We start from the raw sequence: 12,494 nt of genomic DNA, 5'->3' as shown, positions 1-12,494 counted from the left end.
CACCACGGCCACCGCAGTCGTCGCGGTGGCCGTGTCGACGGCGTCGCGGCGACTCCAGACGGAGGAGCGCGCCACGTCCGGATCGGTGAGCCCCTGCAGCACGTCGTCGAACAGCGGCGCCGGAGTGGGCACGGGCCGGTGGTCCAGCACGAGGATCTCTCCGTCGTGCACACGTTGTTGCGCGAGTGTCTCGGAGACGGCCAGTGGTCCACCCGCCAACCTCGACAGCTGCCATGACCCGCTCGCGTGCCCACCCATCCGGGCGTCGACGTCCACACTCGAGGCGGGCCCCGCGGCCGCCCGGATCCGATCGCGGACCAGGTCCACGATCTCGGGGATCACGGCGACGAGCTCGAGATGGGCCGGCAGACTCAGATCCACTCGTGTCGTTCGGCAGACGATCGACACCCGACGCTGGTCGAGCGGCTCGACGCCCGAAGCGACGCCCCCGGGCTCGTCCCGCCCCGTCACGCCCTGTCCTCCCACTCGTCCCTGCCCACCCGGTCGCCGGCGGTGCCACCCTGGTCGGTTGACGTCCCCGTCACGACGTGCACTGCCCTAACATCGCGCTTCGACACGGCGACCATTGTCGACGGCGGGATGCTCCCGTGGGGGCCCCTCCTCCGGTTTCGGACGAGGAACGGGTCGTCGGGGACCGGGCGGCAGGAACTGGACGAGGAGGCGGGCGCGGATGGGCGACGTGGTCTTCACCCGCGGCGAGCGGCTCGAGGCCCCGGAGGTGTCGACCGGTGAGCTCACCCTCCAGGCCCCTCCGGGACTGCCCCGGCCGACTCCCAGGCCACTGGTGCAGATCGTTCTCCCCGTCGTCCTCGTCGTCGCCGTGGTCGGGATGGTCGTGGTGATGATGCGTACGGGGATGATGCGCAACCCGATGTTCATGCTCTTCCCCGTGATGATGGCCGTCTCCGCTGTCGGAATGCTCGCCGGCAGCCTGTCCGGTGGCAACAAGACCGGTGAGACCGACGAACTGCGGAAGGACTACCTCCGCTACCTGGGTCAGACCCGGGAGACCGTCCACGAGACCGTGGTCGCGCAGCGGGCGGCCGCACTGTGGCGACACCCCGACCCGGTGGAGCTGCCCGCGCTGGTCGGAACGCCACGGATGTGGGAGCGGGAGGAGGGCGACGCGGAGTACCTCACAGTACGACTGGGCCCCGGGCGGCAGTCCCTGGCGACCCGGTTGTCCGCCCCCGACACCGGTCCGGTCGACGATCTGGAGCCCGTCTCGGTCGTGAGCATGAGGCGCTTCGTGAGAGTCCACTCGGTGGTGGACGACCTGCCTGTGGCGCTGGAGTTGCGGGCGTTCGCCGCGGTCTCCCTGGACGGTGATGTGGACGTGGCGAGATCTGCGGTCAGAGCGGCACTGGCAGGACTCGTCGTCTCCCACGGTCCCGACCGGGTCCGCGTGGCGGTCGCCGCGAGCGAGGGGAACGCCCGCCGGGCCTGGGAATGGCTCAAGTGGCTCCCTCACCACGAACACCCGACGTACACGGACGGCGGCGGACGGGTGCGACTCACCGAGTTCTCACTCGCCGGGGTCGAGTCGATGCTCTCCGAGGACATCGCGGTGCGGCCCGCTTTCGGGACGAACGCGAGGGACGGTCGGGAGGTGCCTCATCTCGTCGTCATCGTGGATGGCGTGGGAGTCACCGGCGCCGAGCGTCTGGTGGCCGAGGACGGACTGGACGGCGTGACCGTTCTCGAGGTCTCCGGCAGTCGCGCCGGGCAGCTGCGCGACCTCGCGACCCGTCTCGGGTTGTGTATCCGGCTCGACGACGACGGCAGGGCGTCGGTACACACCGAATCGGGGGAGGAGGACATCGCGAGGGCCGATTCCATGAGCCTTCCGGAAGCGGAGCGGCTCGCCATGGCACTCGCCCGCTACCGACCCGCCGACACCGTGACACACGCCGACGGCTCCACTTCCACCAGGCGGGTCCCCGGTCTGCCCGACCTGCTGGGGATCGGGATGGCCACCCGCGTCGACCCGGCGGTGGCGTGGCGACGTCGCGGCGAACGCGACCGCCTGCGCGTCCCGGTGGGGGTGAGCCCGGATGGAGCCCCCGTGGAGCTGGACCTCAAGGAGGCCGCGCACGGCGGAATGGGCCCGCACGGCCTGTGTGTCGGCGCGACAGGGTCCGGGAAGTCCGAGTTCCTGCGCACCCTCGTCCTGGGTCTGGTCGCCACGCACGACCCGGACGCGCTCAACCTGGTGCTGGTGGACTTCAAGGGCGGGGCCACGTTCCTCGGACTCGAGTCGCTGTCCCACGTGTCAGCCGTGATCACCAACCTCCAGTCCGAGATCACCATGGTCGACCGGATGCGGGATGCGCTCGAGGGCGAACTGAACCGGCGACAGGAGGTGCTCCGCGCCGCGGGCAACTACGCGGGTGTGGGCGACTACGAGGCGGCGCGGGCGAGGGGAGCGCAGCTCGATCCCCTGCCGGCACTGGTGATCGTCGTCGACGAGTTCTCCGAGCTGTTGTCCTCCAAGCCGGAGTTCGCGGAACTGTTCCTCACCATCGGGCGTCTCGGGCGCAGTCTGCACATCCATCTGCTGTTGGCGTCTCAACGGCTCGAGGAGGGACGATTGCGCGGTCTCGACAGTCACCTGTCCTACCGGATCGCCCTCAAGACGTTCTCCGCGACCGAGTCCCGCACCGTCCTGGGTGTGACCGACGCCTATCACCTGCCCGCCACGCCGGGCGCGGGCTTTCTGAAGGTCGATTCCGGCGAGCCGGTGCGATTCGACGCCGCCTACGTCTCGGGGCCCCATCGAGAGGATCGTCGACGTGACGGCTCCTCTGTCGCCGTCCCGGTCGCCCGCGCCACAGTGCGTCCGTTCACGTCCTGGTACATGCCGGTGGCCGCTCCCGCCCCATCGGCGGCCGCCGTCCGACGCGACGCGCCAGTCCCCGACGACCGGGATGAGGAGACGAGTCTGCTGGACGTCCTCGTCGGTCGGCTCGCCGGTCACGGAAGACCCGCACACGAGGTCTGGCTCCCGCCTCTGGGGGCCGGCGCAGCCCTGGACACGGCGGTCGGAACAGAACCGACGGTGTCCAGCGACGAGAGCCCGCCGAGCCTGCGCTTCCCGATCGCCGAGGTCGACCTGCCGTTCGAACAGCGTCGAGCCTCCTGGGTCGTGGACCTCTCCGGGGCGGACGGCAACGTCGCGGTGGTGGGCGGGACGAGGTCGGGCAAGTCGACCACCCTGTGCACCCTGGTGCTGGCCGCCGCGGCGACCACCGGACCCGACCGGCTCTCGGTATACGTCGTGGACCTCGGTGGCGGGCTTCTCCAGTCGGTCGCCGAGCTCCCCCATGTCGGTGGTGTCGCCAGGCGCGGCGAGGACGAGAAGATCCGTCGAACGGTCGCGGAGGTTGGCGTCGAACTCAAGCGCCGGGAGGCGGCGTTCCGCGACGAGGGAGTGACGTCCGTCGACCACGCCCGCCGCCGGCTGATCGGGCGCGACGGTCGGTCGATCGCCGAGTATCCCGAGATCCTCTTGGTGATCGATGGCTGGCAGGCGTTCCGGACCGAGGTCGAGGACCTGGAACAGCTCGTGGTGGGGCTCGCCGCGGACGGCCTGTCCTACGGCGTCCACGTCGTCCTGTCCGCAGCCCGCTGGGCCGACCTCCGGCCGGCGCTGCGGGACGCGCTCGGTACCCGTGTCGAACTCCGGCTGGGTGATCCCACGGATTCGATGATCGACCGCCGGGCGGCGATGACCGTCCCCGCCTCTCCCGGCCGGGGGTTGACCCGCGAACGCCACCACATGCTCGTCTACCAACCCCGGCTCGACGGACTCGTCGACCCGGATGGCATCGCCGACGCCACCGTCTCGGCCTCCCGGCACCTGGCGCAGCGGTGGCGGGCCCTGGTGGGCCCCGTCAACGCGGCGCCGGTCAGAATGCTCCCGGAGGTCCTGCCGTACGCCCAACTCGCGGGTCTGGCGCGCCCGGGTCCGGACGGCACACGGACGCGGGTGCCTCTCGGTGTGGACGAATCCGACCTCAAGGTCGTCTACGCGGACCTCGAGGCGGACCCGCTGATGCTGGTGCTCGGCGATTCGGAATGCGGCAAGACCTCTGTTCTCCGGGCCGTCACCCGGGGGCTGGTCGCCGGCAACAGCCCACAGGCGGCGAAGGTCATCGTGGTGGACTACCGCCGCACCATGCTGGGCGAGATCGAGGGCGATCATCTCGCGGGATACGCCGCCACCGAGACGGCGCTGGTGCCGATGGTCGATCACCTGGTCCAGATCCTCGAGGGCCGGATGCCCGGCGTCGGGATCACGCCGGAGCAACTACGCGCCCGCTCGTGGTGGAACGGTCCGCGAATCCACCTGATCGTCGACGACCTCGACCTCGTCATCACCGGTGCGGGGAACCCGCTGTCCGCGCTGACCCGATTCCTCCCGCACGCCCGCGACATCGGGTTCTCCGTGGTTCTCGCGCGGAGGACCGCGGGTTCCTCGCGCGCGCTGTACGACGGTCTCGTGGGAGGGATCCGGGACCTGGGCGGCGCCGGCCTCATCATGTCCGGGAGCCGCGAGGAGGGCCCCCTTCTCGGAGGAGTACGTCCCACCCACCTGCCGGCGGGTCGGGGCAGGCTCGTCACCCGCAGCGGGGGCGTCCGACTGGTGCAGACCGCACTCGCGGAACCGTGACCCCCGTGGGCGCGACCATCGCGGTCGATCTCTCCTGTTCCGGACTGTCGGTGGCGTCGGCGTCGGCGTCGACCGTTCTCTCCCCGGCGGTCGCGCCCACCTCCGTCCTCGCAGGTGCAGACGGTTCCGCGCTACCACCCGGGGGCGATCGGATCGAGTGCTCCGAGCGGGTCGACTCCGTCGCCCTCCGGCACCCGGACCGTTGTCTGCCGGACCCGCTGGCAGGCGCTCACCGGGATCGCACCGACGTGGCCGGGCTCTCCGTCCCCGTGGAGGAACTCCTGGCGGCTCCGGTCTCCCGGGCCCTGCGGTGGGGCGCGGCGGGGGACGGAGACGGAGTGGTGCTCATCGTTCCCAGTGGGTGGGGCAACACCCGCTCCGCCCGATTGGCATCCGCTGCGGAGGGCCTGGGTGTGTCACCCCACATCGTCCGCGCGGCGCTGGTGACCGCCGAGGCGCTGCCCTCATCCTCGGCCCGCTGGGCGGTGTGCGTGGAGGCCTGCGCCGCGAGGACCACTGTGAGCCTCGTCGAACGCACGCGGGGGGAGCTGACCCTGATCGACCGGACCATCGTCCACCGGTGGGATCCGTGCCGGGATTCGATGCGCGACGACGAGGTGCCCCGTGTGCTCGAGGCGGTGACCGCGCTACGGCGTGGGCGGCGGGAGGCGGGCACCGGCTCCACCGAGATCCTGGCCCGCGGACGCAACGCCGAGCGGGTGGTGGACGCCTGCGATCAGGCGCGGTTGCTCTCCTTCGTCGTTCCGGATCTCGCTCCGGTCGAGGCCGCTCTCCGGCTACACGAGGGAGTCTGAGTCGCCCTCCGGGTGGTCGTCGTGGCGGATGGAACCGAACCCGGCCCCGGGGACGTCGAACACTGTGACGGACCCAGGAAGGGGCCGCAGGACCACAAAGGGGAGGACGAGATGGCCGGTTTCAACACCCACATCGGGACCATGGACACCGCGGCCAGACGGGTCGACGACGTGAACACTGAGATCGATCGACTGCTCGGGAACGTCCGGGATTCGGTGTCGCAGCTCGGAGGGTCGGTGTGGCGGGGTGCGGCCCAGGCCCGGTTCGCGACGATCATGGCGGAGTGGCAGCAGCAGAGCACCAAGCTCAACACCGCCCTGGCGGGAATCTCGGAGACCATGCGGACCAACAGCACGTCGTTCGAGGCCGCCGATCAGGACTCCGCGCAGGCGATCAGCCGGGTCGGCGCCTCCGGCCCTCTGAACATCTGACCACCCACCTCCAGTCGGGAGAATTCTCATGACCTCAGGACAGATCACCTATAACCACGGCCCGATCGAGGCGCTCGTCGGCCAGGTCGGTTCGGCGTCAACGGCGCTGCGCACCACCCTCGACGATCTCAGGGCGTACCTCGCACCGCTCGTCGCCGAATGGGAGGGCGACGCCGCTGTCGCCTATCAGGCCCACCAGAACGACTGGGACCAGGCCGCCGCCGCCCTGCAGGCGATGCTCGCGGAGATCTCGCGGGCAGCGAGTCAGGGAAACCAGGGTATGGCGGATGCCGACCGTCGCGCCGCCCAGGGATGGGCATGACGGCCCCTATCCGAGTGGCCTCACCCTGAGTGGAGGCACAGCGGCGCGGAGTCTCGGTCACCGTCGGTGTGATGACCGGGCTCCGCGCGGCCGCCGCACCCCCCGACCGGATGCAGGCGAGGCAAGGCTGTCCTACCGTCGGACGTAGAGCCGGGTCGATCACCCGGCGGACGCGAACCACGGGAGGACCCACATGTACGTCACCCACGATCCGTCAACGGGAACGACCGACAGCCAGTACGACCAGACCGACGACGTCGACGGGATCCTGTCCACCGTCACCGAGGGGTTCACCTCCTGGCGCGCCACCGACGTCGCGGAGCGGGCGCGGATCCTCCTGGCGATCGCGGACGCCTTCGACGAGCACGCCGACGAGCTCGCCAAGGCCATCACCACCGAGATGGGCAAACTGCCCGACCAGGCGCAGGGGGAGGTCAAGCTCGCCGCCTCGATCTACCGCTGGTACGGCGAGCACGGCCCCGCGCTGCTGGAGCCCGAGACGCTGGACGTGCCGGGCGCCCGCCTGAATCGCGTGACCCACGAACCGGTCGGACCCCTGGTCGGCGTGATGCCGTGGAACTACCCCTACTACCAGGTGGCCCGGTTCGCGGCCCCCAACCTGCTCCTGGGCAACACCATCGTGCTCAAGCACGCCAGCATCTGCGCGCGCTCCTCCGCGGCAATAGAGAAGGTGCAGCGCGCGGCCGGGCTTCCGGAGAACGCGTACGTCAACGTCTACGCCTCCAGCGACACGGTCGCCGAGATGATCGCCGACCCCAGGATCAAGGGCGTCTCGCTCACCGGCAGCGAGGGCGCCGGCGCCGCCGTGGCCAAGGTGGCGGGGGAGAACCTCACCACCAGCGTTCTCGAACTGGGCGGCTCGGACCCGCTCATCGTCCTGGACACCGACGACCTGGACGAGCTGGTCGAGACCGTCGGCAAGGCGCGGCTGTCGAACTGCGGCCAGGCATGCAACTCGCCCAAGCGGATGTTCGTTCCGGCGGACATGAAGGACGACTTCGTGGGCAAGCTCCGCGACCTGTACGAGGGGACCAAGGTCGGCCCCGCGGCCGACGAGGGAACCGGGCTCGGACCGCTGTCCTCGGAGGACGCCCGCGACGGGGTGGTCGAGCAGGTCGAGCGCGCCGTCGAGCAGGGCGCGACCCTCGTGACCGGAGGCCGCGCGATCGATCGACCGGGTGCGTTCATGGAGCCCACCGTCCTCACCGGCATCACCCCGGAGATGGACGCCTACACCGAGGAGATCTTCGGCCCCGTCGCCATGGTGTACGGCTACGACTCCGTCGACGAGGCCGTGCGCGTCGCCAACGACACGCCCTTCGGCCTGTCCGGCTCGGTGTGGGGGGCCGACACCGACAAGGCCTCCGAGGTGGCCGAGAAGCTCGAGGTCGGGATGGCCTACGTCAACGAGCACGGCACCACCATGGCCGGCCTGCCCTTCGGCGGCGTCAAGCGCTCGGGCTACGGCCGCGAGCTGGGCCGCTGGGGCCTCGGCGAGTTCGTCAACGTACGGCTGCAGCGGGTCCACTGACCTCAGTGCAGCGACGCGTTAGCTTCGCCGCGAGTTCGAGGCCGCGGGCCTGCTCGACGACCGGACCGTCGTGACCTACTGCGGCGACCGGGGTCGCGCACGCTCTGGCGCTCGTCGGCCGGGAGGACGTCGCGGTGTACGACGGCTCCATGACCGCCTGGGCCGGCGATCCGGAACTGCCGCTTGTCACCGGCGACTCGCCCCGTTGAGCTGACTCGCCCCCGAGGCGGGTCAGCGCGCGACGGCGTAGGCCTGCGCGAGGTGCGCGATCTTCTGCGCGCGGGCCAGCCGCGGAAGGTCCGCGCCGTCGCGGCACCGCTCGCCGCCGGGCCCCAGTTCGTCGATCACTGACTCGGCCCACGAGACGTCGGCGGCCGAGGGGGACAGGACCTCGTTGATGTACGGGGCCTGGTCCACCCGCAGGCACAGCTTGCCGGTCATGCCCATCTCGACCGCGTGCTCGGCGGCGTCCATGAGGACCTGGGTGTCGTTGGAGATGGTGGGCCCGTCGATCGGCGGAGCCACGCGCGCGACCCGGCTGGACACCACGAACTGCGAGCGGGTGTAGGCCATGGCGATCTGCGAGGACCCGATCCCGGTGTCACGGCGGTAGTCACCGATGCCGAACGCCAGGCGCACCACCTGGTCGGTCTTGGCGATCTCCGTGGCGGCGGCCAGACCGTCGGCGGACTCCACCAGCGCGACGATCGGTGTGTCCGCGGCCAACCGGGCGGCCGTCAGCGAGACGTGCTCCGGGTTCTCGGTCTTGGCCAGCATCACGCCGTCGAGGCCGGGGCAGTGGCCCAGGGCCATGAGGTCCTTCTCCCACTCGGGGGAGCGGACGTCGTTGATCCGGACCCACGCGTGGTTGCCGGCCTCGAGCCACTGGCGGACCTCACGACGAGCGCGTTCCTTCTCCGACTGGCGGCACCCGTCCTCGACGTCCAGGACGACGACGTCCATCTCGGAGTTCACGGCCGCGTCGAAGCGATCGGACTTGTCGGCAGGCAGGAGTAGCCACGAACGGGCGATCGTCGGCGGGATGGTCGACATGGGGTTCATGGGTACCGGTCATCCTTTGTTCGAGAGACGGCTGGCCGCGGAACGCGGGAGGTCGCGCGGCAACCTCCCCACGATACGTGGCCCGGGTCGCGGGGTTCCACACGGTGACCAGCAAGCCATAGGACGCGATCGGTCCTCATTGGCGGACCCGTGTATTGACTACCGTTTCCCGGCGCGGCACTCTTTGGCGAGTGAGTACCAGACTGGCGTCCGACGCCCCGGCGATCGAGGCGGAACACCTCGTCAAAAAGTTCGGTGACTTCACCGCCGTCGATGACATCTCCTTCTCCGTCCCCACCGGATCGGTCCTCGGGCTGCTGGGGCCCAACGGGTCCGGCAAGACCACCACCATCCGCATGATGACGACGCTGAGCCCGCCCACCTCCGGCACCGCGCGCGTCGCCGGACACGACGTCATGGGTGCACCGGCCGAGGTGCGCAAGGCCATGGGGCTGACCGCGCAGGCGGCCACCGTCGACGAGTTGCTCACCGGACGCGAGAACCTCCGCCTCATCGGGGACCTCTACGGCCTGCCCAAGAAGATGGTCAAGTCGCGCGCCGACGAGCTGCTGGAGAAGTTCTCGCTCGCCGACGCCGCGACCAAGGTCGCCAAGAGCTACTCCGGGGGCATGCGGCGCCGGCTCGATCTGGCGGCCAGCCTCGTCGCGGCCCCGCCCGTGCTGTTCCTGGACGAGCCGACCACCGGTCTCGACCCCCGGTCGCGCAACGAACTCTGGGACGTCCTGCGCGACCTGGTCCGGGACGGCACCACGTTGTTGCTCACCACCCAGTACCTCGACGAGGCCGATCAGTTGGCCGACCGGGTGATCGTCATCGATCACGGCAGCGTCATCGCCGAGGGCACCCCGCTCGAGCTCAAGGACCGCTCCGGTGCGGCCAGCCTGGTCATCACCGTCTCGAGGCCGGACGACGTCGACGAGGCCGTCCGCGTCCTCGACGGCCGGATCGGGGAACTGCACGTCGACCGCGACGCGCGCCGGCTCACCGCGCCGTCGGAGGGCGTCTCGGCGCTGGCGGGGATCGCCACCGCGTTCACCGACGCCGGGATCGAACTCGACGACATCGGCCTGCAGCGCCCCAGTCTGGACGACGTCTTCCTGTCCCTCACCGGACACAGGGCCGAGGACACCGCGGACACCGTGGACGCCGACATCATCGGACAGGAGAACCGGGTATGAGCACCGTCGCCGACCCCACCCACACCTCGGCCGCCCACGAGCGGTTCGCGATGCCGGTCCGTCACGAGGGTCCGCCGCTGAGCCGGCAGATCTCCGCGCTGGTGCGCCGCAACCTCTTCCACATCCGCCGCCAGCCGGAGAACCTGGCGGACGTCACCATCCAGCCGGTGATGTTCGTCCTGCTGTTCGCCTTCGTCTTCGGCGGCGCGATCGCGGTGGCCGGCGGCGTGAACTACCGGGAGTGGCTGCTCCCCGGGATCATGGCGCAGACCATGGCGTTCTCCTCGTTCGTCGTGGCCGCGGGGCTGTGCAACGACCTCAACAAGGGGATCATCGACCGCTTCCGGACCCTGCCCATCCAGCGTGCGTCGATTCTCATCGCGCGCAGCGCGTCCAGCCTCATCCACTCCTCCATCGGCGTGGTCGTGATGTCGCTGACGGGTCTCGTCGTGGGGTGGCGGATCCGGAGCGGGATCGTCGACGCCGTGCTGGGCTACCTCATCCTGCTGGGCTTCGGGTTCGTCATGATCTGGATCGGGATCGTCGTGGGCTCCCGGCTCAAGACCATCGAGGCGGTCAACGGTGTCATGTTCACCACGATCTTCCCCATCACGTTCCTCGCCAACACCTTCGCGCCCCCGGAGTCGATGCCGTCGTGGCTGCGGCCGGTCGCCGAGTGGAACCCGCTGGCCTCGGTCGTCCAGGCGATGCGCGAGCTCTGGGGCAACGCGCCCGCGGTGGGTCCGGATGCCGCGCTGCCGCTGCAGCACCCGGTGCTGGCGTCACTGCTGTGGATCGTCGGGCTGACGGTGATCATCGCCCCGATCGCCGTCAAGGCCTTCGACGCCCGGACCCGCGACTGACGCGCCGGCGGCCGTCAGGCCTTCTTCTTGGGGGAGACCCGGATGGTGATGGACCCGACCACCGGTTCGACGCCGGCGTCGTCGACGAAGCGCAACGGGACGTCGATGTCCTGGCCGCTGGTGATGGCCGAGAAGTCGGGGAGTTCGGTCCACTCGGCGGTGACGGTCAGGCCGCCGGTCGACTTGGCCGGGTAGCGCACGTTCATGCCCACGGGGATCCACCGGTGGGTGGCCGGCACGGTGGCCTCGGCGAGCACCCCCATCGCCATCTCGGCCAGGTTCAGGGCGGCGATCACGTGAAAGGTGCCGATGTGGTTGCGGTTGCCCCACCAGCCTGGGCCGCGCACCTCGCACCGTCCCGGCCGCACGTCCACCACGTGCGGGAGAACCGTGCGGAAGTAGGGGGCCTTGAGGCTGACGGCCGCGCTGAACAGGCGCGAGCCGAAGGGCAGCCGGCTCGCCTTCTGCCAGAGGAGGAACGTCTGGGTGGGTGCGGGCCGGACGGGCGTGGTGTCGGTCATCCGGCAGATGTTACTCCCCGGTAGGTTCCGGATGTCGTGCACCACCGGATGCGCTACCGGACGCACCGCGGTGCCCACCGCCCGGCCCGCCGCCTCAGGCCAGGATGCACGTCCCCTGCCTGAGGAGTTCGTGGAGCCGGGCCTGGTCGGCGTCGGGCTCGTCGACCCAGCGCCGGTACGCCGAGAGGGCGATCCCGAGCGCGGCGTGAGCCGTGGCGGCCGGGATCAGATCGTGCACGGTCTCCCCGCGACGCGCGGCCACGAACTCCGCGACGGTCCTCCGCCAGTCCGCGTACATCAGCGTCGAATGGGCCTGGAGTTCGTCCACCCCGAGCAGTAGTCCCATCCGCAGGCGGTGCACCTGGGTCTCGGAGTCCGGGAAGGTGTTGAACGCGACGAGCGAGTCCGCCAGCGCGTCCCGGAGCGGGGTCGAGCCGGGGATCTCGGCCAGCTGTCGCCGCATCCCGTCCATCTGCACGTCGAACTCGCCCCACGCGATCGCCGCCTTCCCCGGGAAGTACCGGAAGAGGGTCCGCCGGGAGATGTGTGCGGCCTCGGCGATCTCGTCGACGCTGGTCGCGTCGTATCCCTGGCGCGCGAACAGCCTCAACGCCACCGCCACGATCGAGGCGCGCGTCGTGGACGGTCGTCGCCCGGGGACGCGACTGTCGTCAGACTCCGTCATTCCCATGATCGACAAGCCTAGAGCCATCCCGGACGCGGACCGTGCATTGACCATTGCAATTGGCACTAGGTGCCAATATGATGCAGGTCTCACCTGGAGTGGTGAGGAACCCAACCGCGTTGACGAGAGGAACCGCCGTGGAGAACACCCAGAACACCGAGGTAGTGCTGGAGGAGGCCCTCATCGAGGAGGTCTCGATCGACGGTATGTGTGGGGTCTACTGACATGACCTCCGCAGCAGCGCCGGCCGGCGCCGGACAGGACGCCGCGCCCGCGGCCTTCGATCTCGACGCCGGCTGGCGCCTGCACCCCGGAGTGGCGCTGCGTCCCGAGCCGTTCGGGGCCCTGCT

General features: G+C 70.3%; 12 protein-coding genes and 2 pseudogenes. 10 read left to right on the top strand and 4 right to left on the bottom strand.

What is annotated here, in order from left to right; all coding sequences use genetic code 11:
* Positions 1-471: EsaB/YukD family protein (locus G6018_RS00545; protein WP_182638455.1), on the bottom strand; the 471-nt coding region annotated here is incomplete at its 3' end.
* 220 nt (positions 472-691) lie between these two features.
* Here G6018_RS00545 and eccCa point away from each other — a divergent pair.
* From eccCa to G6018_RS17225, 6 genes and pseudogenes are all read left to right on the top strand, one after another.
* Positions 692-4,693, top strand: a complete 4,002-nt coding sequence (gene eccCa / locus G6018_RS00540) for a type VII secretion protein EccCa (protein WP_182638454.1) — start codon at positions 692-694, stop codon at positions 4,691-4,693.
* 5 nt (positions 4,694-4,698) lie between these two features.
* Positions 4,699-5,508 (top strand): hypothetical protein, encoded by an 810-nt coding sequence (locus G6018_RS00535; RefSeq protein ID WP_179525895.1) that lies wholly within the window; start codon positions 4,699-4,701, stop codon positions 5,506-5,508.
* A 111-nt stretch (positions 5,509-5,619) separates the two neighbouring features.
* Positions 5,620-5,940 carry a WXG100 family type VII secretion target gene (locus tag G6018_RS00530; RefSeq protein ID WP_179525894.1) on the top strand — a complete coding sequence of 107 codons (321 nt, stop codon included), beginning with the start codon at positions 5,620-5,622 and terminating at the stop codon, positions 5,938-5,940.
* Between the two features lie 28 nt (positions 5,941-5,968).
* On the top strand, positions 5,969-6,262 hold the full coding sequence (locus G6018_RS00525; protein ID WP_182616040.1) for a WXG100 family type VII secretion target: 294 nt from the start codon (positions 5,969-5,971) through the stop codon (positions 6,260-6,262).
* 193 nt (positions 6,263-6,455) lie between these two features.
* Complete coding sequence (locus tag G6018_RS00520; RefSeq protein ID WP_179525892.1) at positions 6,456-7,814, top strand: NAD-dependent succinate-semialdehyde dehydrogenase; 1,359 nt, start codon at positions 6,456-6,458, stop codon at positions 7,812-7,814.
* A 22-nt stretch (positions 7,815-7,836) separates the two neighbouring features.
* A pseudogene (locus G6018_RS17225) lies at positions 7,837-8,023 on the top strand (sulfurtransferase); the annotation flags it as partial.
* 22 nt (positions 8,024-8,045) lie between these two features.
* Here the strand turns inward: G6018_RS17225 and G6018_RS00515 are convergent.
* Positions 8,046-8,867, bottom strand: a complete 822-nt coding sequence (locus G6018_RS00515; protein WP_182638456.1) for a CoA ester lyase — start codon at positions 8,865-8,867, stop codon at positions 8,046-8,048.
* 200 nt (positions 8,868-9,067) lie between these two features.
* Here G6018_RS00515 and G6018_RS00510 point away from each other — a divergent pair, with 200 nt between their 5' ends.
* Positions 9,068-10,075: an ATP-binding cassette domain-containing protein gene (locus G6018_RS00510; RefSeq protein WP_182638453.1), complete on the top strand. Its 1,008-nt coding sequence runs from the start codon at positions 9,068-9,070 to the stop codon at positions 10,073-10,075.
* A gap of 50 nt (positions 10,076-10,125) precedes the next feature.
* The gene (locus tag G6018_RS00505) at positions 10,126-10,938 is read left to right on the top strand and encodes an ABC transporter permease (RefSeq protein WP_241731124.1); all 813 of its coding nucleotides are present in this window, start codon (positions 10,126-10,128) and stop codon (positions 10,936-10,938) included.
* Positions 10,939-10,952: 14 nt separating this feature from the next.
* Here G6018_RS00505 and G6018_RS00500 read toward each other — a convergent pair whose 3' ends face one another.
* Together G6018_RS00500 and mftR are read right to left on the bottom strand one after the other, a co-directional pair.
* Positions 10,953-11,459: a hotdog fold domain-containing protein gene (locus G6018_RS00500; protein WP_182638451.1), complete on the bottom strand. Its 507-nt coding sequence runs from the start codon at positions 11,457-11,459 to the stop codon at positions 10,953-10,955.
* A gap of 94 nt (positions 11,460-11,553) precedes the next feature.
* Positions 11,554-12,144, bottom strand: a complete 591-nt coding sequence (mftR, locus tag G6018_RS00495) for a mycofactocin system transcriptional regulator (RefSeq protein WP_182638450.1) — start codon at positions 12,142-12,144, stop codon at positions 11,554-11,556.
* A 137-nt stretch (positions 12,145-12,281) separates the two neighbouring features.
* Here mftR and mftA point away from each other — a divergent pair, with 137 nt between their 5' ends.
* Positions 12,282-12,368 (top strand): mycofactocin precursor MftA, encoded by an 87-nt coding sequence (gene mftA / locus G6018_RS00490; protein WP_067716580.1) that lies wholly within the window; start codon positions 12,282-12,284, stop codon positions 12,366-12,368.
* Between the two features lies 1 nt (position 12,369).
* Positions 12,370-12,494 (top strand): annotated as a pseudogene (locus G6018_RS17220) (mycofactocin biosynthesis chaperone MftB); the annotation flags it as partial.

This window comes from Dietzia sp. DQ11-44, assembly GCF_014145205.1.
In the GTDB taxonomy this organism is placed as follows: domain Bacteria; phylum Actinomycetota; class Actinomycetes; order Mycobacteriales; family Mycobacteriaceae; genus Dietzia; species Dietzia natronolimnaea.
The sequence above is the reverse complement of the archived record's forward strand: the minus strand, read 5'-3'. Positions and strand labels throughout refer to the sequence as shown.